This is a genomic window from Pseudemcibacter aquimaris (assembly GCF_028869115.1).
In the GTDB taxonomy this organism is placed as follows: domain Bacteria; phylum Pseudomonadota; class Alphaproteobacteria; order Sphingomonadales; family Emcibacteraceae; genus Pseudemcibacter; species Pseudemcibacter aquimaris.
Map to the genome: position 1 here is coordinate 3137218 of NZ_CP079800.1, position 24794 is coordinate 3162011.

The following is a 24794-nucleotide window of genomic DNA, read 5'->3' on the forward strand; positions in this document are numbered from 1 at the left end:
GAGCATGAGCAGCGAAAATAAAATCAATTACGGCAAACTTGATCCAAAATTATTAGAGGTTCTTGCCTGCCCGCTTACCAAAACGACGCTTACCTATGATGAAGAGGCAGGCGAATTAATCAGCAAAAAAGCAAAGTTAGCCTTTCCGGTTAGAGACGGCATTCCCATCATGCTAGTCGATGAAGCAAGAGAGCTTGAATAGCACATTTAAATTAAAGAGTTTCGCCCTTTAATAACTTCGGTAATTTTCCGACAGTACCGCGTGCGTGCTGCATGAAGAACTTCTTCACACTTGGCATTTCTTCAACCGCGGCAATGCCGGCGCGTCTTGCGAAAGTAATCACCGGATTATCGTTGGAAAAGAGCCGCGTTAATCCGTCCATCCCAAGCGCCAGCATATTATTATCAGTACGGCGCCAATGAACATATCGTTCCAGCACCAATTCTGAACCCAGATCTGCACCGATACGTTTACCGTCAATAAGCACTTCGGTTAAGGCCGCAATATCCCGCAGCCCAAGATTAAACCCTTGTCCCGCGATCGGATGAATGCCATGTACCGCATCGCCCACCAAACAAAAACGCTCGGCGGTATAGTCATCCGCAAGCTGCATGGATAAAGGATATGACCAACGAAGGCCTATTGATTCCACATTTCCAAGAAAATCACCGAATTTTTTCTTAAGTTCAGCATTAAAACCTGCTTCATTTAATCCCATAATGGTCTTGGCGCGTTCCGGTGGCTCGCACCAAACAATCGATGATCTGTTTCCTTTTAAAGGCAAGATGGCAAAGGGACCAGAAGGATAAAATTTTTCATGAGCAATACCCTGATGCGGCAATTCATGTTCAACCGTCGTAACAATTCCGGTTTGCTTATAATCCCAATTTCGAACCTTTATGCCATTCTCTGCACGAAGGTCTGATTTCCTGCCTTCTGCGCCGATTAAAAGCTGGGCTTTAATTTTTGCACCACTTTCAAGCACGATATCAACGCCACCCGCAATATTTTCAGTGCTTACAATTTTATCTGGCGCGTAAAGGGTAATGTTTTTATGGCCTTTGACCGCGTCATAAAGACCTGCTCTAATATGACGAACCTCAACCATTTGCCCAAGTGGTCCGTCACCAAGTTCCTTTTCATCAAAATGAAGAAATACCGGACTTTCCCCGTCAGTAACGTGAATTTCATCAATGGGCTGGGCTTCATGGCCAATTTTATCCCATAACCCAATCGTTTTCAGCATGACATATGGGGCATAAGATATGGCATATGAACGGCCATCAAATTCATCACTTAGCGATGCTTCGATATCAATCGCATCAACGAGCGACACTGAAACACCATGTTCCGCAAGTGCGTAACCAAGCGTCATACCAACAACGCCACCACCAGAAATTAGAACGTCTGAATTAATTACTTTTGCGGTTTTTGACATGTCATCCTCATGGGTAAAATTCAATTATAAAAGTAGTTTTCAACCCTGACAAATATATTCGCTCAAAAAGATAACCTATATTATGCCTATTTTTTAGCCAAAATTATTCTTATGAAAAATTATGATTAATAATTAATCAATTTTATATTAGCTAGATTCATAAAGTTCTTTTGTTTCAACACCTTAATAACTTGGCACGCTTCTTGTAAATACACATGAGTTATTTAATCGATTAAGGAAAGTAAGATGGAAACATTAAAGACAGGTACAGATGTATTTTTTATTCTCATTGGGGCCATTTTAGTATTTGCAATGCATGCAGGTTTTGCATTTTTAGAAGTAGGAAGCGTACGAAAGAAAAACCAAGTAAATGCCCTGGTTAAAATTATTTCTGACTTTGCAGTTTCCACAATCGTGTATTTCTTTATTGGTTATCAAATTGCTTATGGCATTAACTTTTTTAATACGGCCGAAATGATAAGCGGCATTGGTGAAAGCTCCCCTTTCACGGCCAATGGGTATGATATGGTGAAATTTTTCTTTCTATTGACATTTGCCGCCGCAATTCCAGCCATTATTTCAGGTGGCATCGCAGAAAGAAGCCGATTTAAACCTCAATTACTGGCCACTGCCATTTTGGTCGGTTTTCTATATCCCGTATTTGAAGGAATGGTGTGGAATGATTTAATGGGTTTTCAAGATTGGTTAAGCGCTACTTTCGGGCATCCATTTCATGATTTTGCCGGTTCAGTCGTTGTCCACACTGTTGGTGGTTGGATGGCGTTAGGGGCTATTGTAATGTTGGGTGCCAGAACTGGCCGTTACCGTAAAGACGGCACGCCACTTGGTATTCCACCATCAAATATACCATTTCTTGCCCTTGGTTCATGGATTTTATGTATTGGGTGGTTTGGCTTTAATGTGATGAGCGCAGGTGAAGTTTCCACCTCTAGCGGGCTTGTCGCGTTAAATAGTTTGATGGCAATGGCAGGCGGTATTCTGTCCTCATTATATATTGGAAAACAGGATCCGGGATTTATCCATAATGGTGCTCTCGCGGGATTGGTTGCCGTATGTGCGGGTTCAGACTTAATGCACCCTCTTGGTGCACTTATTGTTGGATTAGTCGCCGGTGCAATATTCGTCAAAATGTTCACCATTTGCGGAAATAGATGGAAAATTGATGATGTTCTGGGTGTATGGCCTTTGCACGGAATTTGTGGTGTTTGGGGTGGCATAAGTGCTGGTATTTTCGGCTCACAAACATTTTGGGGATTAGGCGGCGTATCGATCATGTCGCAAATCATTGGTACTTTTGTTGGTGCATTATTCGCGTTTGCATCAGGGTTATTGGTGTTTGGTTTATTAAAAATAACCATCGGAATTCGTCTTTCAAAAGAAGATGAATATTTAGGAGCTGATTTATCAATTCATAGGATCAGCGCCACACCAGAAGAGGATTTCGGATTGAGATAATCTTAAAAATGACGTCATGACATCATTTTTAAGTAAACACTTGATTTTTCCCTTATATTTTCAGAATATTAAGCCATAGAATTGCCTTGTTCTATGGCATAATGCTAGTGTATTTTAATTAAAGAAAATATAGAGTAAATCAGGGAAGATCATTGGCGACCAGACGCAAAACAATAAAGAAAAACGCAAAAAAATCTCTTTTACCCGCTTCAGTAAGCGAATTTCTGCATAAAGCGCTTATCCGTTTATGGGGCAGTGCGCTTATTGCACTTTTTGTTGCGTTGGTTGCATCTTTCTTCACCTATGACATTAATGACCCAAGCTGGAATAATGTCGTCGAAGGGGACGTTACCAATATACTCGGTCAAGCTGGGTCACATGTTTCTGATATCTTTATGCAAACGCTGGGCCTTGCTTCTTATATTCTTGTGCTGCCACTGGTGACATGGGGTTGGCGGGTTATGTCGTTAAAGGGTCTTCCATATATATTTATGCATTTACTGATGTTACCGCTGCTTGCGATGATGGCGGCTACCGCCTTTTCAACCATTCCGCCTTATGAAACCTGGCCACTTGGTGATGTGGGTCTTGGCGGTGTGATGGGTAATGTGCTGCTTGATTATGTCAGCAGCTTTATCGCATGGACAGGCATCAGTTTTTACCCCGTTATCATCGGCGTACTATTCACTATTCTTGCGGCCATCTGCTTTTTCTATACTTCCGGTCTGGACCGTGATGAATGGTCCCAAATGGGTCACGGCATCAAAATTGGCGCAGCCGCTATCTTGATGAAATTAATTGCTGGTGCAGTTTATCTAAGACAAGCCTTTAAAGGGGCAAGCGAGAGATCAAAACAAAAAGAGGTCGTTAAAAAGGCAAAAACAGCAGCCAGAAAAGAACCGCCACTTAAAAAATCGGATGAGCCGGAAAAAGAAAAAAGAGCCATTCCGATCATTGATCCGGAAAAGAAAAGCGTACGCGTCAGTAAGCGTGAAACAAAAGAAAGCCAGCCGATGCTGGATATATTGACCGACGGGGAATTTGCCCTTCCGTCTTTAAGCCTTCTTTCACCACCAAAACCGGTTGAGGAACAAGACCGTCTAACCCATGATGCATTGGAACAAAATGCACGTATGCTTGAAGCGGTTCTTGATGATTTCGGCGTAAAAGGCGAAATCACCAAAGTTCGCCCTGGCCCTGTTGTCACCCTTTATGAACTGGAACCAGCACCGGGCACCAAATCATCACGCGTGATCAACCTTGCCGATGATATCGCCAGATCCATGAGCGCTGTATCCGCCCGTGTGGCAGTTGTCCCTGGCAAAAATGCCATTGGTATTGAACTGCCGAATAGCGCACGCGAAATTGTATCGTTGCGCGAAATTTTATCCTCAAGTGTTTATGAAGACAGCAAAGCAAAACTGCCGATGGCACTGGGCAAAGATATCGGCGGTGAACCCATTGTCGTTGATATTGCTACCATGCCGCATTTGCTTGTTGCGGGAACCACCGGATCGGGTAAATCAGTTGCCATCAATGTGATGATATTGTCGCTTCTTTATAAAATGACGCCCGCTGAATGCCGCCTAATTATGGTTGACCCGAAAATGCTGGAACTATCGGTTTATGATGATATCCCGCACCTGTTAACACCTGTTGTAACAGACCCGAAAAAAGCCGTTGTCGCCTTAAAATGGGCGGTCCGTGAAATGGAACAGCGTTATCAAAATATGGCAAAACTACAGGTGCGTAACATTACCGCCTATAATAAACGCCTCGAAGAAGCCCGTAAAAAAGGTGAAAATATCACCCGCAAGGTTCAAACCGGTTTTGATCAGGAAACCGGCAAACCGATTTACGAAGAAGAAAATCTGGACCTAACCCCGCTTCCGATGATTGTGGTGATTGTTGATGAAATGGCCGATCTGATGCTTGTGGCCGGTAAAGATATCGAAGCACTTATTCAGCGCCTTGCGCAAATGGCCCGTGCCGCCGGTATTCATTTGATCATGGCAACACAGCGCCCATCCGTTGACGTAATCACCGGAACCATTAAAGCCAACTTCCCGACCCGTGTGGCGTTTCAGGTGACATCGAAAATCGATAGTCGCACGATCCTTGGTGAACAGGGGGCGGAACAGTTACTTGGGATGGGGGATATGCTGTTTATGGCAGGGGGTGGTCGCATCACCCGTGTCCACGGACCGTTTGTGGCTGATGACGAGGTTGAAAATGTTGTCACCGCCCTTAAAAAACAAGGCGCGCCAGAATATTTGACCGACATCGTCGAAGAACCGGACGAAGGATTTGATTCACAATTCTTACAAAATTCGCAAATGACACCCGGTGCTGGCAAGCCATCAGGCGATGAATTATATGACCGTGCCGTTGCCATTGTCGCCCGCGATCAAAAGGCATCCACCAGTTATATTCAACGACAACTTCAAATCGGTTATAACCGCGCAGCCAATATTATTGAAAAAATGGAAAGAGAAGGGGTCGTCAGTTCTGCCAATCATGTTGGGAAACGTGAAGTATTAGTACAAGACCATTCCGAGGAATATTAAAGATATTTTTTAATTTATCTTGTCTTATTTCTACCTTATTGTATGCCTACCCTGAAAGATGACAGTAATAAACACAAGGCAATAACATGATAAAACCACTAATATATACAACGGTTCTATCCCTGATGATTGGTCAGGCCGCCTTTGTTTCTGCACAGGAAGTCGAACAGGAAAAGCTTTCCCCACCACCGGGTATTGAAGAAAGCAATGAACCTGTTTCAACACCACAAACAAAAGAAAATGAACCAGAACCAAAAGCACGCATGGTTCAGTTCGATGTTCCCCCCACAGTGATTGAGGGCGAAGACCGAGATAATGTCATTTCAAAAATCGAAGACACCTTAAACCGTATCCGCACCATGAAAGCCACATTCATACAACGTGGCCCACAAGGAAATGTGGATGAAGGTGTGATTTATATCGAACGCCCCGGTAAAATCAGATTTGAATATACCGATGATACGCCGATTTTGCTGGTGGGTAATGATGACATGCTGTCTTTCATCGATTATGAGGTTAATCAAATCAGCCGCTGGCCCATTGATAAAACACCGTTAAGCGTTCTTGTGGATGACAATATTGATTTACAGGATAAAGATATCCAAATCCCTGAAATGATCCGTTTTGCCGGCCTTATCAAAGCATCCGTTATTCAGCCGGATCAAAAAGATTATGGATACATAACATTGATATTCGAAGAATCGACAATGGAACTTAAATCCTGGGAAGTTGTTGATGTTCAGGGATATACCACACGTGTGGCGCTGTTAAACCCCGAATATAACATTACCGTAGATCAAGCACATTTCACATATGACGATCCACGCCCGCGCCGTCGTGGCCCACGCCGCTGATAATTTCACTTAATATGTTAAATTATTTTACGCGAACCCCTTGAAAAAATAAAAATCATTACTACCTATAAGTTATAAATCAGGGCATTTGACCTTCCAACCTTCCTTGTGAAGATGTTGTTCTGATTTTATGGGGCCTGAGGTTTTTTCCTTTTTCCCCTCCCTCTCGCTCCATCAAACTGATGTTTGCCCGGCCAGAACCCTACTGGCCGGGTTTTTTATGATTATTTCTTGTGATGATCCCTATATCCGTATAATTTGCAGAAAAAAGGAATACTGATGACCGATACCCCTGATGATATTTTTGATGATTTTGACGTTGGCGAAGAATATCCAACGTTAATGCTTGTTGCCCGCTTCGCAAGCATGATCAGTCAAACGGAATGGTTTCATCATATTGGCGAACCAATTGAACAAAACCTTCTGAAAGATTCGCGTGACTATCTGGAAGCACTCGGCTTTCCGGAAGGATATCCCGCGGAAGTGTTGGATTGGGACGATGCCATTGCCTGCCTTGAAACCAATGACTGGAACAGCCCTGCATGGGAAGCAGAAGAACAACTTGCCGCGTCACTGATCAATGAGGCACTTGAATTTATCGAGGAAGATGTGCTGGAAGTAGCCCTTACCAATGTCACCAGTAAGGCATCTGAACATATCACAAATGCCGTTGAAAGTGCGTCCATGCGCTGGGGTATTGATGATGAAGAAATATTACGCGCCGCCATTGGTGCCGCCGTGCAAAGCTGTTATCAAGCGGCCCTTGTCATCGCCGCAGAGGGCGAAGAAGATCATCCATTTGCCCTAAAATTCCGCCTGTTCGAAAGCGGCCATTGGCCGCTTGGCGTCGCGGGGACTACTCTTAATATTTTCTAGGAAATAATAATATGCCCAAAATCCGTCTTGTAACCTGGAACATCAATTCTGTACGCGCCCGCACGCCAATCGTTGAAAAGTTGCTTGCGGATTATAATCCGGATATTTTATGCCTGCAGGAAACCAAAGTTCAAAATCACATGTATCCAACAGATGTGTTTGAAAAATTTGGTCTTAACCAACACGCCATCGCAGGGCAAAAAAGCTATCACGGTGTGGCCACACACAGTAAATTACCAATTGCCGAACAGGAAATCATCAATTGGTGCGAAATGGGTGATGCCCGTCATATCGCAACCACGTTTGAAAATGGTATCAGGCTTGATAATTTTTATGTGCCGGCGGGTGGTGATGAACCGGATGTGGCACTGAATGACAAATTTGCCCATAAAATGGATTTCCTTGCTGAAATGACCAATTGGTCCCATGGTTTGCCGAGTAACGGTAAACATATTCTTGTTGGTGATCTTAATATTGCGCCGCTTGAAAGTGATGTTTGGTCCCATAAGAAATTATTGAAAGTGGTTAGTCATACACCGCAGGAATGTGACGCCATGATGTCATTGATGGAAGCGCATAATTGGCATGATGTGATGCGTGAATTTGTGCCGGAACCAGAAAGGCTTTATAGCTGGTGGTCATATCGCGCCCGTGATTGGCGCGCCGCCGATAAAGGACGCAGATTAGATCATGTCTGGTGTAGTCAGGCCCTTAAAGACAACATGAAATCAATGCAAGTGTTAGAAGACGCGCGCGGATGGGAAAAACCATCGGACCATGCACCCGTTCTTGTGGAAATTGAAATTTAGGCTTTGTCTTTATTTTCGTCGATGATGCCTTGGGCCACATCAACCACATCTTTGGTGAAATTCATCATTTTTTGACCGCCATCCACTGGGATGACAGCGCCATTAATGGATGCTGACGAAATCAGATGCAGTACGGTCGCCGCAATATCATCCACATTAATCGGCGCACCATTAAAATTAAGATGACTGGCCATTTCGAAATTATGATCCGATTGCCCCTCTGCAATCAGCGTCATACCGGGGGCTACACCGTTCACACGAACTTTAGGCCCTAACGCCTGCGCCATCATTTCTGTTGCGCCATAAAGGCCATGTTTGCTTAATGTATAACTCGCATAATCTGCGTTTAAGGCAAAAACCTTACTATCCAGAATATTGACCACACTGCCGCGGTCATTTTCATCCAACATTTGGTAAAGACCACGCGCAAGTTGCATTGGCCCGCGCAAGTTCACATTCATATGTTCGGAAAATGAGTTTTCATCAAATTCAAGAATGGTATCCGCTGAAAAAAGCGACGCATTATTCACCACATGCTTAAGATTTTTAAGCGTGGATAGCATGTCTTCTACTTGGTTATAATCACCAAGATCACATTTCACCACTTCGCCCCCACCAGATAACGACGCCAATGTTTCTTCGGCATCGCTTACGGTATCATGATGATGAATATAAATGAAATATCCGGCTTTACTTAAGGTTTCGGCAATGGCTTTACCGATGCGTTTATGTCCTGCTGTAATCAGTACGGCTTCGGTCATATTACCCCTTAAAGATCATTGATGGACATATCGGCGCGTTGCCACCATGGCACATCCGGGCCATCATAATCACCGAATGAAATGGCCTGATCCGGGTCACCATGAAAAACAACCGTATTGGTCGGCGTTTCTTCAACATCGACGCGAACGCATTTCATATTGATGTCATCCGCTTTTAAAAAGGCATTGATTTTTGAAAAGAAACAAGCCGCGAGAACCTCAGTCGTCGGATCACCCGGCGTGATCATCAGACGCGGTAAATTTTCCGGTTCATTTTCTTTGAAATAGCTAAGAAGCGGGTCTTGATCCGATAATTGCATTGTGTGATCCACGAAATTATCAATCCAGCCATGCCATGTTTTCTTTAATGTTTCAAATTGGTTGCTCATATTTGAAACACCATCAAGACGGTCGTCACCGGTGGCCACCAAATGAACTTTTACATATTCATTATGGCCGTGCGGAACGTAACATTTTCCTTGCTTGATATTATAGAGCCGGTGGCTCATGGAATATCGTCTTGTAAAACATAATTCAAACATCATGTTGCGCTTGATATATCAGCTTTGCGTGAGAGTCTAGCGAATTAAAGACTTAATCTAGCTATTACCCATACTATATCCACCGGATTCGGTGATGATAATCTTTGATTTTGATGGGTCCGTTTCGATTTTTTGTCGTAAACGGTAGATATGCGTTTCCAGTGTATGTGTGGTGACATTGGCATTATATCCCCATACCTCGTTTAAGAGCTTATCCCGTGTAATGGTCGCGCCATCCGCCCGTTTTAAAAATTTCAATATCGCCGTTTCTTTTTCAGTAAGGCGAATTTTTTCACCCGTTTCTTCATCAGTTAGCATTTTATCACCCGGCTTGAACATATAATGCCCGATAGGGTAACTCGCATCTTCGCTGATAAGATGCTGTCTTAAATGCGCCCTGACACGGGCCAGCAGAATGCCAAACTTAAACGGCTTGGTCACATAATCATTGGCACCGGCATCAAGACCAAGAATGGTATCGGCTTCTGACGCGTTTGCCGTCAACATGATGATCGGCGTATTGACACCCGATTTGCGCATCATACGGCATACTTCACGGCCATCGATATCCGGCATACCAACATCAAGAATGATCAGGTCATAATCATTTTCTTTGACCTTATCCAGACCACATTTGCCGTTATTGCATTGATCTGTTTTAAACTCTTCATGAAAGGAAAGTTGCATCGCAAGATTTTCCCTTAGGTCATCATCATCGTCCACAAGTAAGATATTATAAGTATGCGTCATGCTGTTTCTCTATATTTATACTTAACTTAATATTATATAAGTCGTATAACCATATTCAAAGTAAATAAAGGCATTTGGCATCACCGTGGATAACAATTCCGTGAACAATCAAAAACTTATACCAATTGACCGCGCTGCGGCGGATCTACGTCGCGGTGGTTTTGTCATTGTATCTAACGGTGAAGACGCCCATCTTGTGACCTCTGCTGAACTGATCCTTGATCAGAAATTACAAGATATAAAAACATTAAGCGGTGATGATGCGCTTGTTGGCCTTACTTATAACCGAGCCAATATTTTAAAAATATCCCCCCGATCCGGTGATGTTGCACTGGTGAATATTGATGCCCATATGGATAGCGGTGTGATTGCATCCATGGCCGACCCGGCCGATGATTTAATGAAAATGATGCAAGGGCCATTCACAGTGGCGAATGTCAACCCAAGCAATGTTCATGACGCCGGAATTAAGTTATGTAAAATTGCCAAACTGTTACCGGCAGCAATTTTTTCAATACCGCTTACAAATGCAGATGATATCGCCAAAGAAAAAAATATTCTAACGCTGCATGTTAAAGATATTCTTGAATATGATTTAAATGATGCACTTTCATTAAACATCGTGACATCCGCGATTGTCCCGCTAGAGGGTTCAGAACAATCCACTATGGTCGCTTTTAGACCCGATGACGGCGGCACGGAACATTTCGCCATCATTGTTGGTGATCCGAGCTGTGATGACGCGGTAATGACACGCATCCATTCAGAATGTTTTACTGGTGACTTGCTTGGATCCTTAAAATGCGATTGCGGCGAACAAATGCGCGGCGCCATCAAATATATGGCAGAAGCCGGCGGCGGCATTCTTTTATATTTAGCACAAGAAGGGCGCGGCATCGGGCTTATCAATAAATTACGTGCTTATCATTTACAGGATCAGGGTTTTGACACCGTGGATGCCAATGAAAGATTGGGTTTCTTATCAGACGAACGTATTTTTGAGCCCGCAGCAGAAATGCTTAAAAAGATGGGATATTCAAAAGTAAGGTTGCTTACCAATAATCCGGATAAAGTCGCCGGATTAGAGGCATGCGGCATCACCGTATCAGAACGTGTGGAACATAAATTCCCGTCCAATAATCATAATGATCTTTATTTAAAAACGAAAAAGAAACGTTCCGGTCACTTACTTTAATCCGATCAGAACCAACCCGATTGCAGATAATAAAAAGCCGACCTTTTGATTGTTGTTTAACCGTTCGCCAAAAAATAAAAACGACAATAACAATATAAAAAACATATCCAGTGAAAAGATCGTCACAACGATACTGGCCGGCCCGCCTTTTAAAGCCGAAATATAAAATAGTAACCCGCCATATGACACAAGACCCGTCGCCGTACCAATCGCCATTGTTTTGCCGTTCGATGTCCCAAGAGCAAGCGTCCTGTTTCTGTTTTTAAATATAAGACCGATGAATAAAAACGCACAATACGTATAGGCCATCGCCACAACAAGTTCACCCGGAAGATCCATTTCATTGACGACTTTTAAGCCACCATTTCTAAAGGCAAGCAAGATGATGCAAACCGTCATAATCAGGAACCATTTGCTGTTGGCCGCTTTTTCATTGCCACCAAATTTAAGATTAACCGTCATCATGGCCGCAAAGAAAAACAAAATGCCGATGCCTTCGCGGATAGTGATATTTTCACCGTAATAAAGCGCCGATAACAATATCACGATCACGATATTGGCTTTCGCAAAAGCGGACGTCAGCCCCGCCGGGCCAAACCGCATTCCCTGCGCAAAAGTGAAATTGCCCCCGGCTGATCCAAGGCCCACGATTGCCGCCATAATGAAAAATGACATGCCGCTGATTTGATTTATGATATCAATACTATCGATGAAAAAGCACAAGGCCCCCGTCGCGTAAAGCGCAACAAAGAAATAATTATCATCAGCTTTGTTAACGGCGTTCCATTTAAAAAACACCCCACCAAAGCCAAACATCAGCGCCCCAAGCACTGCTTGAATAATATATAATTCCATGAAAGCTATTCCGCGATATGACGAGTGTTTTCAGAAAATTCGTCAAACTCTTCCTGCCAATCGGACTTACGGTTTGTTTGCCTAATCTCAACCGCGGTAACTTTATATTCCGGGCAATTTGTTGCCCAGTCACTGTTATCGGTTGTCACGATATTGGCACCTGATTCCGGCATATGGAATGTTGTATAAACCACGCCGGGCTGCATATCTTCGGTGATGCGTGCTTCCAGTACGGTTTCACCCATGCGGCTTTGGATCATGACCATATCGCCATCGACAATACCGCGATTTTCCGCGTCATGTGGGTGAATATCCAGAATATCCTTGTCATGCCAGATGTTGTTTTTTGTGCGTCTTGTTTGCGCACCAACATTATATTGGCTCAGGATCCGGCCTGTTGTCAGAATTAGCGGGAATTTACGACTGGTGCGTTCTGTGGTCGGCACATATTCGGTCAGAATAAAGTTACCCTTACCGCGAACAAACCCGTCAATATGCATAATCGGCGTGCCTTCCGGTGCCTTTTCATTACAGGGCCACTGCACCGAACCGCGTTCATCAAGCATGTCAAAACTGACATTGTTAAAGGTTGGTGTCAGGCGGGCAATTTCATCCATGATCTGGGCCGCATTATCATAACCCATATCATATCCCATCGCACGACCAAGACGGCATGTGATTTCCCATTCATCCATGCCTTGAACCGGTTCCATTACTTTGCGAACGCGGCTGATGCGGCGTTCTGCATTTGTGAATGTGCCGTTCTTTTCAAGGAACGATGTACCCGGGAAAAACACGTGTGCGAAACGCGCCGTTTCATTCAGGAATAAATCCTGCACAATCAGACATTCCAGCGAATTCATCGCCGCCTCTACGTGATGTGTGTTCGGGTCGGATTGGGCCACGTCTTCGCCCTGAATATACATGGCTTTATAGGTACCATCCACAGCCGCATCGAACATATTCGGAATACGGTATCCCGGTTCCGGATCAAGTTCTACGCCCCAGTCTTTTTCAAATTCCGCACGCACATCATCAAGACTGACATGACGGTAACCCGGTAATTCATGCGGGAATGATCCCATATCGCATGACCCTTGTACGTTATTTTGACCACGAAGCGGGTTAACACCAACACCCATACGGCCAATGTTTCCTGTCGCCATAGCAAGGTTCGCCATACCGATCACCATTGTCGACCCTTGTGAGTGTTCGGTTACACCAAGACCGTAATAAATAGCAGCATTGCCACCCGTGGCATAAAGACGAGCCGCCGCACGAATATCATCAGCTGGAACGCCAGTATGTTCCGCAACAATTTCAGGGCTATTTTCCGGACGTTTAATAAATTCCGCCCAATCATTAAAAGCATCAAGGTCACAACGTTCGTTGATATATTCCTGATCAGCAAGCCCCTCGGTCAAAACCACATGGGCCATGGCGTTGATCATCGCCACATTGGTTCCCGGCTGAAGCGGTAAATGATAATCCGCCTTAATATGTGGGGATTTCACAAGTCCCGTTTTACGGGGATCAACCACGATCAATTTCGCCCCTTCACGCAGGCGTTTTTTCATAAGGCTCGCAAAAACGGGATGGGCATCCGGTGGATTAGCACCGATCACCATCATCACATCGGTATCCATGACACTATCAAATGTCTGTGTACCCGCCGATGTACCAAGCGTTTCACGCAGGCCATAACCAGTCGGGGAATGACAAACACGTGCACATGTATCCACATTGTTATTTTTAAATCCGGCGCGGATTAATTTTTGTACCACATAAACTTCTTCGTTGGTGCAGCGTGATGAAGTTATGCCGCCAATTGATTTACGGCCATATTTTTCCTGAATGGATTTAAGGCGGTCTGCGGCAAATTCAATTGCCTCATCCCAGCTTACTTTTTTCCATGGGTCCGTGATATTTTCACGCACCATCGGGCTTAATACGCGGTCTTCATGGATGGCATAATCCCACGCAAAACGACCTTTTACGCATGAATGACCATGGTTTGCTTCGCCGTCTTTCCATGGCATCATACGGACGACTTCACCGTCTTTTACCTCTGCTTTAAAGCCGCAACCCACACCGCAATACGCACAAGTTGTCACGGTGCTTTCAACCGGTTTTCCAAGTTCATAAGTGCGCTTTTCAAAAAGACTATCCGTCGGGCATGCCTGCACACAGGCACCACATGATACACAATCACTGGCTAGAAAATCTTGATCCGTTCCGGCTGCAATTTTACTGTTAAATCCGCGGCCATCAATGGTAAGCGCGAATGTACCCTGTACTTCTTCGCATGCACGTACGCAGCGGGCACATAAAATACATTTTGCCGGATCAAAACTGAAATAAGGATTACTATCATCAATGATGGATTTTAAATGGTTATGGCCGTCTTTGCCGTATCTGTTTCCTTCAAGTCCAACAAGCCTCGCCATATCATGAAGCGGGCTATCCTCATCCGGATGATCGGAAATATAAAGCTCCATGATACCGCGGCGAATTTGCGTTAATCGGTCGGAATTCGTCTTAACTTCCATGCCTTCTGATACCGGTGTGGTACAGCTCGCCGGTGTGCCGCGCATACCGTCCACTTCCACCAGACATAATCTGCATGACCCATATTCCTTGATATTATCAGATGCACAAAGACTTGGGATATCCACATCAATTGTACGTGATGCACGCATCACTGATGTTCCTTCAGGCACAGTGACTTCTTTACCGTCAATTTTCAATGTGACAGTTTTATCCGATTTCTTTTCGGGCGTACCAAAATCTTTATCTTCTAATAAGGTCATATCATTTCTTTCCGAAATCTACTTTTTAAAGTCTTCTGGCCAATGCTCAAAAGCACTTTTAGCAGGAATGGGTGTCATACCCCCCATGGCACAAAGTGACGATGTATCCATCAAATCACAAAGCTCCATCATCAGTTTGAAATCACCACGTTCAATCAGTTCCGAACCACGTGTTGAACCAATCCGGCACGGTGTACATTTACCACAGCTTTCAATCGCACAAAAATCAAAAGCAAATTTTGCCTGATCTTTCATATTTGCTGTTTCATCAAAAACCACGATACCGCCGTGGCCAAGCACTGCATGCGCTTCCTGAAAAGCTTCATAATCAAGCGGCATATCAAATTGTTCCGGCGGGATATAAGCACCAAGCGGGCCACCAACCTGTACAGCCTTGATATTTTTACCCGTGAATGTGCCAGAACCAAATTCATTAATCATATCACCAAGGGTGATACCGAATGCTTTTTCAATAAGGCCGCCACATTTCACATTTCCAGCAAGTTGAAATGCTATTGTACCACGGGATTTGCCAATTCCGAAATCTTTGTAATAATCAGCACCCTTTTCCATGATCACAGGAACACTGCCTAATGTCAGTACATTATTAATCACGGTAGGCTTGCCAAATAATCCCACATGAGCCGGAAGTGGCGGTTTCGCACGCACCATGCCACGCTTGCCTTCAAGGCTTTCCAACATGGCCGTTTCTTCGCCGCATACATATGATCCGGCGCCAATGCGCACTTCAATGTTAAATTCTTTGCCGCTTCCTTGAATATCACTGCCTAAATAACCGTTTTGTCCGGCAATTCTGATGGCGTCATTCAAGATTTCTTTGGCAAGCGGATATTCACTTCTAAGGTAAATATACCCCATCGTCGCATTCACCGCGAGACCGGCAATGGTCATCCCTTCGATCAAACAAAATGGGTCGCATTCCATTAAAATGCGGTCGGAAAAAGTACCGCTGTCGCCCTCATCCGCATTACAGCAAATATATTTCTGATCTGCTTCTGCCGCGAGCACGGTATTCCATTTAATACCAGTTGGGAAAGCCGCGCCACCACGGCCACGTAAACCGGACGTCGTGACGTCATCAACGATTTCCTGTGATGATTTTTCAAGGGCGTTTTTAAGACCCGCATACCCACCATTGTTTTTATAATCTTCAATGGATAATGGATCAATGAGGCCGCATCTTGCGTATGTTAAGCGTTCCTGATTTTTAAGATAATCAATTTCTTGCGTCAGTCCTTGGCATAACGGATGATCCGCACCAGATAAAAACCCGGCTTTATAAAGACCATCAACATCAGATACTGTTACCGGACCATAAGCAACGCGTCCCTTTTCCGTTTCCACTTCTACAAGCGGTTCGAGATAGGTCATACCCCAGGTACCATTACGCACAATTTTAATATCTTCAGGCAGTTCTGCTATTTTCTTTGCTACATCATCAGCCCCAAGACTGATAGACGCCGTATCGCGGGGAATATAAATGGTTATTGTCATGCGTTTTCCCCTTTTAACAGTTCCGCTGCTTTCTCACCGGTCACCCGCGCATGAAGTTTTCCATCAATTTCAAGATTTGGTGAAATGGCACAATTGCCAAAACAATAGACGGCCTCGAGTGTTACATCACCGTTTTCACTGGTCTTTCCTGTTTGAATACCAAGAATTTCTTCAACCCGTTCGGTTAATTCACGGCTACCCATAGCCTGGCATGCTTCTGCCTGACAAATGCGGACAATTTTTCGCCCTGCTGGGGATGTTCTGAAATCGTGATAATAACTGATAACACCGTAGACTTCCGCACGTGAAATATTAAAACCATCCGCAATTAAATCGATGGTTTCTTTCGGGACGTACCCAAACACCCCCTGCAATCCATGCAGGCATTCCAGTACCCCCCCGGGCAATGATGTATATTCCGCAATTATTTCCTGCGCTTTATCCAAATCCACCACAATTATTTCCTATTTTAAAATGGACGAATGATGTTTTAGATGATCTACCATAAATGTGGAAATAAAGAAATAACCATGGTCATAATCTTCATGGCGACGCAGATTTAATGCCTGCCCAACATCCGCACAGGCCGCTTCGAACCGTTCCGGCATCAATTGATTTTCAAGAAATGGATCAGCCAATCCCTGATCAATTAGAATTTCCGGCGCGTTTGACGCATCACCACCAGCCACCATTAAGGCACAGGCATCATATTGCTGCCAGTGATCACGGTCTCCACCAACATATTTCGAAAGGGCTTTATGACCCCACGGGCAATTAAGCGGGCTTACGATCGGGGCAAAAGCAGACACTGATTTATATTTATCCTTATTTTTCAGATAAATCGTTAGCGCACCATGGCCGCCCATTGAATGACCAAATATACCAACTTTGGTAGCATCAACCGGGAATTCTGATAGCATTAATTGATGCAGTTCATCTGTGATGTAAGAATACATGTTGTAATGGGTATTCCATGGTTCTTCGGTGGCATCAACGTAAAAACCGGCCCCTTTTCCGAAATCCCACCCTTCTTCATCCGGAACGTCATCACCGCGTGGTGATGTATCCGGTGCAATGATGATCATACCCAGTTCAGCCGCCTGCTCATAAGCGCATGCTTTGGTAGTAAAGTTATCTTCAGTACATGTTAATCCCGCAAGATAAACAAGCGCCGGGCATTTTCCATTTGCCGCTTGAGGCGGCAGAAAAACACTAAAGCTCATATCGCAATTGGTTGTCTTGGCAGTGTGGCTATAATAACGCACTTCACCGCCAAAACATTGATGTTTCGACTTCAATTCCATGATTAATATACAACCACGCTTCTAATTGATTCACCAGAATGCATTAAATCAAACGCTTTATTGATATCATTCAGTGGCATTGTATGGGTAATCAGATCATCAATATTAATCTTACCATCCATATACCAATCAACAATTGTTGGAACATCCGTGCGACCCCGTGCACCACCAAATGCTGAACCACGCCATACACGGCCCGTTACAAGCTGGAATGGACGTGTTGAAATTTCCTGTCCTGCGCCTGCAACACCAATGATGATGCTCTCGCCCCATCCTTTATGACAACATTCAAGTGCCTGACGCATTGTATTAACGTTACCGATACATTCGAAACTATAATCAGCGCCACCATTGGTCAGATCTAGGATCGCTTCCATCAGGTCCGGGCATTCTGTCGGATTGATAAAGTCTGTCATACCAAACTGTTTCGCGATACCAATACGGTCATTGTTAATATCGATACCAATAATTTTATTGGCGCCAACCATGCGCGCGCCCTGAATAACGTTAAGACCGATACCACCAAGACCGAAAACAACAACGTTTGATCCCGGTTCAACTTTCGCATCAAAAACTACTGCGCCTACACCCGTCGTTACACCACAACCGATATAACAGATTTTTTCGAAATCAGCGTCTTTACGAACCTTTGCCACCGCAATTTCCGGCATCACAGAATAATTGGAAAATGTTGAACATCCCATGTAATGAAGGATCGGCTCACCGTTAAGGCTAAAACGGCTAGTACCGTCCGGCATTAGGCCCGCACCTTGGGTAGAACGGATTTTCTGACACAGGTTTGTTTTTGGATGCAGGCAGTAATCACATTCGCGACATTCCGGCGTATAAAGCGGTATAACATGGTCACCAACTTCAACTGACGTCACGCCTTCGCCGATTTCAACAACTACGCCCGCACCTTCGTGACCGAGAATCGCAGGAAATGCACCTTCCGGATCATCACCTGATAACGTAAAGGCATCCGTATGACAAATACCTGTGGCTTTCATTTCTACAAGCACTTCACCAGCACGCGGGCCATCAAGTGTAACAGTTTCAATGCTAAGAGGATCGCCTGCTTTAAAGGCTACAGCAGCTTTGGTTTCCATTTAAACTTCCTTTATATTTATAATTTAAGTCCCAATATACCCTATATTGGTCAAATATACATCTTTATCAAATTGAATACAGATAAATTTGTGATCACATTATGATGTTTTATCAATAACGCTATTTTGTACGTTTGTACAATTAAAATAAACCCCTATTTCAAAAATTCTTTCGTTTTCTGAATTGCTTCCGCAAGTCCCAATCGTTCAACCATAACCCCTTCTGGAAAACAGCTAAGCAATCTGCTTGGCGTTGCGCCATCAAGCATCACAAAAACGCCTCTATCGGTTTTCTTTCTAATTAACCTGCCAAAGGCCTGTTTCATTTTTAATCTGGTAATCAGATCATCGTAACTGCCCTTACCAAAATGATCACGCCTCGCTTTATGAAGAATGGTTGGCCGTGGCCATGGAACCTTGTCAAAGACACAAAGCCTAAGTGAACTACCCGGCACATCAACACCGTCCCTGACCGCATCGGTGCCAAGCAAGCAGCTATGTTCAACGGTTCTGAATATATCAATCAATGTCGCCACATTGATCGGGTCAACATGTTGTGCAAATAGTGAAAGATGCTCTTCTTCAAGTGGGGCGATGATACGTTCATAAACCTGCTTCAGTCTTCCGATCGCCGTAAATAATCCAAGTGCACCCCCCTCGGATGCAATAAACAATTCCCTGTATGCAGCTGCAAGCTGATCAAGATTTCTGATATTCAAATCATTGACAATGAATACACGCGCCTGTTTTTCATAATCAAATGGCGATTTTAAACTGTGACGCATTGGCGGGTTAATAAAATGGGCGGCACCCGTTCTAATTTCTGCGCTGTTCCATTCAATATCAGGGTTTTGATTTTCTGAAAGCCTGTCCCTTAATGTCGCCGATGTTATTAGTGCCCCATGGGCTGGTTTTAACACCACTTTGGAAAATGGGATACTTGGATCGATCCAGTGTCTGTACATCCCTACATCAACTTCACGTCCCGCTGATCTGCTTAATTCAAACCAATCGACAAATTTGTCATCCATTGGCGCGTGTTCAATAAAACCCTCAAGCATCGGCACCCAGCCATCGGATAATGTTTCCGTGCGTCTGCTGATACTGCGCGATATACTTTCAAGTCTGTTTCTTGATGAACTATCCAGTTCATCCGCTTCCTGATCCAATTTTTTTAGAAGTAATGCCGATAATCGTTTTAACGGATTGATCAATTCATCAAGTGCTGTTTTTAATTCTTTTGCAGTTTCGATTAATTCATCCGACGGGTTGGTCGTATAGGTTTCAACCGAATGAAACTCATCACGCCCCGATGATGCTGCATAAACATGGGCCCTGATTAGCCATAAAAATCTTTCTGTCGGGCCGACCGGATTTCCTTCTGCGATACGCGCATGCCAACCATCCGCAGGAAGGCAAATTGCCGCCGCATAAACCCGTGACATAAATTGTCCGGCTTCTTCCTCATCAACGATTAATTCATCAAGCCTGCCCTTTAAACCTTTACCACGCCTGTTTTTTATTTCTGCCCCGCGGATCCAACGTCTTAATTCAAGCCCTTCTTGTCCGGTCAGGTGCGCCGAAAAAACATTATCCGCCGCATCAAATAAATGATGCCCTTCATCAAACACATATCGAGTCGGAAGGTCTGCTTCCCCTTGTCTTGTGGCACTTTGCACCATAACAAGGGCATGATTGGCAATCACCAGTTTTGAATATTTCGCTTTACGCTGCGCTTTTTCAATGAAGCATTTTTTATAATGACTGCAAGCAGCATAAACACATTCACCGCGCCGATCCGTTAATTGAGACAACCTGCCTGCGCCAAATGTTTCACCAAGCCATGCGGGAAAATCACCGCCAATCATATCGCCATCGCGGCTATATCTAACCCAGCGATTGACAAGCCCGAGTAAAATTTTACCCTGCCTTTGTGCGGCCAAACCCGATATTTCCTGTAAATTTAATAAACAAAGATAATTTTCTCTGCCCTTACGGATGACCACGTTCTGTTTCTTCATTCCCGGACTTGGGTAAAGTCTGTCCAGTTCCTGATCTAGCTGACGTTGCAAGTTTTTTGTATAAGTGGATAACCACACTGTGCCGCCATTTTTTTCGGCCCAAAGACTGGACGGTGCAATATAGCCAAGTGTTTTACCAATCCCCGTTCCCGCTTCTGATAAAATTAAACTTGGTTCATCATCATGGGGCATGTCAAAAGCCTTGGTCGCAACATCCGCATATTGCATTTGCCCGTCGCGTTTTTCTGAAGCTTCCCCAAGTAACCTGCTTAACCTGTCGCGGGCTTCTGCACCTGATATCTTATCCTGTCCTGCGGGTGGTGGCGGTGCTTTTTCTTCCCATTCTGATAAATGGTTCCAGACATTATAATCCTGAAATTTTTCTGCACTTCCCAGTGCCCCCATGACAAGTGGCCCCCATCGCCATCCGGCCTCCGCCATATTATATGCTATCGCCCTTGCACCTTCCGGATATCTATATTCAGGATGGCGCAGTTCATTGATCAAAATTTCCGCGGCCTTTAGCAAAATAAGTGCCTCATCCTCTGGACTATCACCCATCGGTGGCATCCCAAGTGCGTTTGCTAGTCCCAAAGGCAACGGCAAGCAAAATTCGGATGGCCTAATGAATGCAAATAATTCAAGCAGGTCAAATGAACTCGCCAAATCAACCCCAAGCCGTCTTGTCGCGACTGGAATATTGCAAACCAGAAAATCATTATTTCTAGTGATATTTCTTAGTTCATGAAGCTCGTAAAATTCAACTTCACCGTCAGGCGTCATGATCACACCACCTATGGGCCCAACGATCAAAGCAGAAAGCTTTGAAAGCGTTTCAAATGGATCAGGAAATTGTAAAAGTGAGCTGGACATCAATGCCTGTTGAATTTGTTTTTTTCTGACTATAACCACGACTATAGATTACGAAAAGCAAATTTAAGTGTTATTATACCAATTATGACGAAAGAGCTGTTGACCTATAGGGCGTTTCGCCTTATGTAGCCTTAACTTAACGCATATTTTTAGAGAGAAATATTATGTCTACATTACCGGAAATTAGAGAGTTTGCTGTCGAGAGCAAAGCATGGCCGTTTCAAGAAGCGGAAAAGCTTATCAAACGTCTTGAGCGTTCCGGTAAGGATAAGGACATGGTTATCTTTGAAACAGGGTATGGCCCATCAGGCCTTCCGCACATTGGTACGTTCGGTGAAGTTGCCAGAACAACCATGGTTAAAAATGCTTTTGAACTGTTAACAGGCAAAAAATCAAAAATCGTTTGTTTTTCAGATGATATGGATGGCCTTCGTAAAGTACCGGATAACCTTCCTAATCAGGATATGCTGGCTCAGCATATCGGCAAACCACTTACGCAAGTGCCAGACCCATTCGGCACACACGAAAGTTTTGCTCATCATAATAATGCAAGGCTAAACGCTTTCCTGGATAGTTTTGGCTTTGAATATGAATTCATCAGTGCCACTGACGCATATAAAAGCGGTGATATGGATGAAACGCTTTTGAAAATGCTTGGCGCCTATGAAAAAATCATGAATGTGATTTTACCAACCCTTGGTGAAGAACGCAGAAAAACATATAGCCCGTTTCTTCCTATTTGTCCGCGCACTGGCATTGTTCTTCAAGTGCCAATGGTTGACCGCAACGTTGAAAAAGGCACAGTTAGTTATATTGACGAGGAAACTGGCGAAACCGTTGAGGTACCTGTTACTGGTGGAAACTGTAAAATGCAATGGAAAGCCGACTGGGCCATGCGCTGGGTCGGGCTTGGTGTTGATTATGAAATGGCCGGTAAAGATTTAAGTGAAAGCGTGAAACTTTCATCCGCCATCAGCCGTATCTTGGGTGCAACACCACCGGAAGGTTTAAGCTATGAGCTATTCCTTGATGAAAAAGGGCAGAAAATTTCCAAATCAAAAGGAAATGGCATTTCCATGGAAGAATGGCTTCAGTATGGCACACAGGAAAGTCTGTCGCTTTATATGTATCAGTCACCAAGAAAAGCGAAAAAGCTTTATTTTGATGTAATTCCAAAAACGGTTGATGAATATCTGACGCATCTTGCGAAATTCCCTTCCCTTGAAGGCAAGCAAAAATATGCAAGCCCCATCTGGCATATGCACGGCGAAAATCCACCTGCTGAAGATGTTCCTGTAACATTTGCGCTCCTTCTTAATTTAGTAAGCGCGAGTAACGCGGAAAATAAAGAAACACTTTGGGGCTTTATCAGTAATTATGCGAAAGGCGCAACGCCGGAAGAATATCCTATTCTTGATAACCTGGTTGGATATGCGCTCGAATATTACGAAAATTTTGTTAAACCAAACAAAAATTACCGTGCCCCTACTGCGGATGAAGTAAAAGCACTCGAAATGCTTAAATCAGAAATTGAAAATATTGCTGATGACGTAGAAGCAAGCGATATTCAAACCGCCGTTTTCAGTGTGGGCAAGGAAAATAATTACGAAAATCTTCGTGAATGGTTCGGTGCTCTTTATGAAATTTTATTGGGTCAAAAAGAAGGCCCACGTATGGGTTCATTCATTGCTTTATACGGCAAAGACAAGTTCATTGACCTTATTAATGAGGCCCTTAACAGAGCTTAGATTAATTTTTTGATGTAATTTACAGAGAGAATCGGCTATATAATTGAATTATATGCAAATAATATTAAAACTATCGCCATTCATTAATATTACGTTAATTTAGTCTATGTATTTTATGTGTCCATGGTGATAAGAACCGATTAAGCAAATCGGAAGCATACCTTGGGGAAAAATAAAATGTATAAAATGAACTACAGAAATTTTTGGAAACGTATCATCGACTTTTTCGGTGCGCTATCACTTATCGTGATTTTGGCGCCATTGTTAATCGTGGCGATGTTATTAATCCGTTTGAAGATGGGCAGCCCAATTTTTTTCCGTCAGGAAAGATTGGGTCTTAATGGACAGGTTTTCAAAATCTGGAAATTCCGTAGCATGACAAATTGCACCGATGAGAATGGGGAACTAAAGGCCGATGAATACCGCCTGACACGTTTTGGTAAATTCCTTCGTGACTGGAGTATCGATGAACTGCCACAATTGTGGAACGTCGTTACAGGTGAAATGAGCCTTATTGGTCCTCGTCCTTTCGTTGCCGAATATGCGACCCAATATACATCCGAACAAATGCGTCGTCATGATGTGCGCCCTGGCATTAGCGGCTGGGCACAAGTAACTGGCCGAAATTCATTAAGCTGGAATCAAAAATTCGTGCTTGATGTTTGGTATGTCGATCATTGTAGTTTTATGCTTGATCTTAAAATCCTGTTTGCGACAATTCCGATTGTTCTGGGACGCGCTGGCATTACAGCACAAGATCATGCATCCATGCCAACATGGCAAGGTAATGAAGAAGCCGAAAAACGTAGTCCTTCTGAATAAAATTCAGTCGGTTATCTTCCTGCTTCTTAATTTCTTAATACTGCTACGTTGTTTTTTTGAAGTAAGTCGCCTTTCTTTGGCGGCTTTACTTGGTTTTGTTTTCTTACGCACTTTGGGAACAATCGCTGCTTGTTTTAAAAAAGCTACCAAACGTTCAATGGCGATCTCACGGTTACGGACTTGTGACCTCGTGTCACTGACCGTTAATATAATTACACCATCCATGGTCATCCGTGACCCACATAATCCGCGCAAACGCGTAAACATAGCATCATCAATAAAATCACAATTTCTTGCATCAAACCTGATTTGCACAGCTGATTCAACTTTATTGACATGCTGCCCGCCAGCCCCCGGCGAACGAATGAAATTAAATTCTATCTCTTCTTCATCAAGATATTTGCTATTGGTTATTTTGATCACTGATATTTACCAATATATTCGTTTAAATTTTTGTCGTTTATTGTC

Annotated in this window: 21 protein-coding genes; 9 read left to right on the plus strand and 12 right to left on the minus strand. The window is 43.8% G+C overall.

Translation table 11 applies throughout. The annotated features are described in order from the left end of the window. Nucleotides 1–4 precede the first annotated feature (4 nt). A complete protein-coding gene (locus KW060_RS14760) occupies nt 5–202 on the plus strand; it encodes a Trm112 family protein (protein ID WP_249036197.1) in 198 nt (65 codons plus the stop codon). A gap of 10 nt (nt 203–212) precedes the next feature. Here the strand turns inward: KW060_RS14760 and KW060_RS14765 are convergent, their stop codons facing one another. Then, nucleotides 213–1439 carry a UbiH/UbiF/VisC/COQ6 family ubiquinone biosynthesis hydroxylase gene (locus KW060_RS14765; protein WP_249036198.1) on the minus strand — a complete coding sequence of 409 codons (1227 nt, stop codon included), beginning with the start codon at nt 1437–1439 and terminating at the stop codon, nt 213–215. A gap of 246 nt (nt 1440–1685) precedes the next feature. On the opposite strand from KW060_RS14765, the gene KW060_RS14770 reads away from it, so the two are divergent. From KW060_RS14770 to xth, 5 genes are all read left to right on the plus strand, one after another. Beyond that, nucleotides 1686–2915, plus strand: a complete 1230-nt coding sequence (locus tag KW060_RS14770; protein ID WP_249036199.1) for an ammonium transporter — start codon at nt 1686–1688, stop codon at nt 2913–2915. A 152-nt stretch (nt 2916–3067) separates the two neighbouring features. Continuing rightward, nucleotides 3068–5482, plus strand: coding sequence for an FtsK/SpoIIIE family DNA translocase (locus tag KW060_RS14775; protein ID WP_249036200.1), 2415 nt, complete (start codon nt 3068–3070; stop codon nt 5480–5482). Nucleotides 5483–5568: 86 nt separating this feature from the next. Beyond that, nucleotides 5569–6336 (plus strand): LolA family protein, encoded by a 768-nt coding sequence (locus tag KW060_RS14780; RefSeq protein WP_249036201.1) that lies wholly within the window; start codon nt 5569–5571, stop codon nt 6334–6336. A gap of 279 nt (nt 6337–6615) precedes the next feature. Continuing rightward, entirely contained in the window at nt 6616–7212 is a 597-nt protein-coding gene (locus tag KW060_RS14785) for a hypothetical protein (RefSeq protein ID WP_249036202.1), read from the plus strand. 11 nt (nt 7213–7223) lie between these two features. Beyond that, complete coding sequence (gene xth, locus KW060_RS14790) at nt 7224–8021, plus strand: exodeoxyribonuclease III (protein WP_249036203.1); 798 nt, start codon at nt 7224–7226, stop codon at nt 8019–8021. Here the strand turns inward: xth and KW060_RS14795 are convergent. From KW060_RS14795 to KW060_RS14805, 3 genes are read right to left on the minus strand one after another with little or no spacing between them, the layout of a single operon-like run. After that, nucleotides 8018–8782: an SDR family oxidoreductase gene (locus tag KW060_RS14795; RefSeq protein WP_249036204.1), complete on the minus strand. Its 765-nt coding sequence runs from the start codon at nt 8780–8782 to the stop codon at nt 8018–8020. The genes xth and KW060_RS14795 overlap by 4 nt on opposite strands. Nucleotides 8783–8790: 8 nt before the next feature. Next, nucleotides 8791–9324 (minus strand): 6-pyruvoyl trahydropterin synthase family protein, encoded by a 534-nt coding sequence (locus KW060_RS14800; RefSeq protein ID WP_274757300.1) that lies wholly within the window; start codon nt 9322–9324, stop codon nt 8791–8793. A 57-nt stretch (nt 9325–9381) separates the two neighbouring features. Then, nucleotides 9382–10074, minus strand: a complete 693-nt coding sequence (locus KW060_RS14805) for a response regulator transcription factor (RefSeq protein ID WP_249036206.1) — start codon at nt 10072–10074, stop codon at nt 9382–9384. 100 nt (nt 10075–10174) lie between these two features. Between KW060_RS14805 and ribA the strand changes: the two genes are divergently transcribed. Next, entirely contained in the window at nt 10175–11269 is a 1095-nt protein-coding gene (gene ribA, locus KW060_RS14810) for a GTP cyclohydrolase II (RefSeq protein WP_249036207.1), read from the plus strand. On the opposite strand, the gene KW060_RS14815 is transcribed toward ribA, so the two are convergent. The 7 genes from KW060_RS14815 to KW060_RS14845 form a co-directional block, all read right to left on the minus strand. Then, nucleotides 11261–12124 carry an EamA family transporter gene (locus KW060_RS14815; protein WP_249036208.1) on the minus strand — a complete coding sequence of 288 codons (864 nt, stop codon included), beginning with the start codon at nt 12122–12124 and terminating at the stop codon, nt 11261–11263. The genes ribA and KW060_RS14815 overlap by 9 nt on opposite strands. Before the next feature lie 5 nt (nt 12125–12129). Further along, on the minus strand, nt 12130–14934 hold the full coding sequence (fdhF, locus tag KW060_RS14820; RefSeq protein WP_249036209.1) for a formate dehydrogenase subunit alpha: 2805 nt from the start codon (nt 14932–14934) through the stop codon (nt 12130–12132). Nucleotides 14935–14952: 18 nt separating this feature from the next. Beyond that, complete coding sequence (locus tag KW060_RS14825) at nt 14953–16449, minus strand: formate dehydrogenase beta subunit (protein ID WP_249036210.1); 1497 nt, start codon at nt 16447–16449, stop codon at nt 14953–14955. Further along, the gene (locus tag KW060_RS14830; protein ID WP_249036211.1) at nt 16446–16904 is read right to left on the minus strand and encodes an NAD(P)H-dependent oxidoreductase subunit E; all 459 of its coding nucleotides are present in this window, start codon (nt 16902–16904) and stop codon (nt 16446–16448) included. The genes KW060_RS14825 and KW060_RS14830 overlap by 4 nt, the downstream gene beginning before the upstream one ends. 9 nt (nt 16905–16913) lie before the next feature. Continuing rightward, nucleotides 16914–17756, minus strand: a complete 843-nt coding sequence (fghA, locus tag KW060_RS14835) for an S-formylglutathione hydrolase (RefSeq protein WP_420833200.1) — start codon at nt 17754–17756, stop codon at nt 16914–16916. Then, nucleotides 17756–18862, minus strand: a complete 1107-nt coding sequence (locus tag KW060_RS14840; RefSeq protein WP_249036213.1) for an S-(hydroxymethyl)glutathione dehydrogenase/class III alcohol dehydrogenase — start codon at nt 18860–18862, stop codon at nt 17756–17758. The genes fghA and KW060_RS14840 overlap by 1 nt, the downstream gene beginning before the upstream one ends. A gap of 155 nt (nt 18863–19017) precedes the next feature. Beyond that, nucleotides 19018–21756 carry an ATP-dependent DNA helicase gene (locus KW060_RS14845; RefSeq protein WP_249036214.1) on the minus strand — a complete coding sequence of 913 codons (2739 nt, stop codon included), beginning with the start codon at nt 21754–21756 and terminating at the stop codon, nt 19018–19020. A gap of 164 nt (nt 21757–21920) precedes the next feature. On the opposite strand from KW060_RS14845, the gene KW060_RS14850 reads away from it, so the two are divergent. Further along, entirely contained in the window at nt 21921–23504 is a 1584-nt protein-coding gene (locus KW060_RS14850) for a lysine--tRNA ligase (protein WP_249036215.1), read from the plus strand. A gap of 177 nt (nt 23505–23681) precedes the next feature. Next, nucleotides 23682–24326: a sugar transferase gene (locus KW060_RS14855; protein WP_274757301.1), complete on the plus strand. Its 645-nt coding sequence runs from the start codon at nt 23682–23684 to the stop codon at nt 24324–24326. Nucleotides 24327–24329: 3 nt separating this feature from the next. Here KW060_RS14855 and arfB read toward each other — a convergent pair whose 3' ends face one another. Next, the gene (gene arfB / locus KW060_RS14860) at nt 24330–24749 is read right to left on the minus strand and encodes an alternative ribosome rescue aminoacyl-tRNA hydrolase ArfB (RefSeq protein ID WP_249036216.1); all 420 of its coding nucleotides are present in this window, start codon (nt 24747–24749) and stop codon (nt 24330–24332) included. Nucleotides 24750–24794: the final 45 nt, after the last annotated feature.

Excerpts from the sequence above, each read along its gene's own strand:
- KW060_RS14840 (WP_249036213.1), bottom strand. The coding sequence starts at position 18,862 with ATGGAAACCAAAGCTGCTGTAGCCTTTAAAGCAGGCGATCCTCTTAGC.
- KW060_RS14780 (WP_249036201.1), top strand. The coding sequence starts at position 5,569 with ATGATAAAACCACTAATATATACAACGGTTCTATCCCTGATGATTGGT.
- KW060_RS14855 (WP_274757301.1), top strand. The coding sequence starts at position 23,682 with ATGTATAAAATGAACTACAGAAATTTTTGGAAACGTATCATCGACTTT.
- fdhF (WP_249036209.1), bottom strand. The coding sequence starts at position 14,934 with ATGACCTTATTAGAAGATAAAGATTTTGGTACGCCCGAAAAGAAATCG.
- KW060_RS14815 (WP_249036208.1), bottom strand. The coding sequence starts at position 12,124 with ATGGAATTATATATTATTCAAGCAGTGCTTGGGGCGCTGATGTTTGGC.
- KW060_RS14785 (WP_249036202.1), top strand. The coding sequence starts at position 6,616 with ATGACCGATACCCCTGATGATATTTTTGATGATTTTGACGTTGGCGAA.
- KW060_RS14825 (WP_249036210.1), bottom strand. The coding sequence starts at position 16,449 with ATGACAATAACCATTTATATTCCCCGCGATACGGCGTCTATCAGTCTT.
- KW060_RS14770 (WP_249036199.1), top strand. The coding sequence starts at position 1,686 with ATGGAAACATTAAAGACAGGTACAGATGTATTTTTTATTCTCATTGGG.
- KW060_RS14760 (WP_249036197.1), top strand. The coding sequence starts at position 5 with ATGAGCAGCGAAAATAAAATCAATTACGGCAAACTTGATCCAAAATTA.
- KW060_RS14850 (WP_249036215.1), top strand. The coding sequence starts at position 21,921 with ATGTCTACATTACCGGAAATTAGAGAGTTTGCTGTCGAGAGCAAAGCA.
- xth (WP_249036203.1), top strand. The coding sequence starts at position 7,224 with ATGCCCAAAATCCGTCTTGTAACCTGGAACATCAATTCTGTACGCGCC.
- KW060_RS14800 (WP_274757300.1), bottom strand. The coding sequence starts at position 9,324 with ATGTTTGAATTATGTTTTACAAGACGATATTCCATGAGCCACCGGCTC.
- KW060_RS14805 (WP_249036206.1), bottom strand. The coding sequence starts at position 10,074 with ATGACGCATACTTATAATATCTTACTTGTGGACGATGATGATGACCTA.
- KW060_RS14795 (WP_249036204.1), bottom strand. The coding sequence starts at position 8,782 with ATGACCGAAGCCGTACTGATTACAGCAGGACATAAACGCATCGGTAAA.
- KW060_RS14765 (WP_249036198.1), bottom strand. The coding sequence starts at position 1,439 with ATGTCAAAAACCGCAAAAGTAATTAATTCAGACGTTCTAATTTCTGGT.
- KW060_RS14845 (WP_249036214.1), bottom strand. The coding sequence starts at position 21,756 with ATGTCCAGCTCACTTTTACAATTTCCTGATCCATTTGAAACGCTTTCA.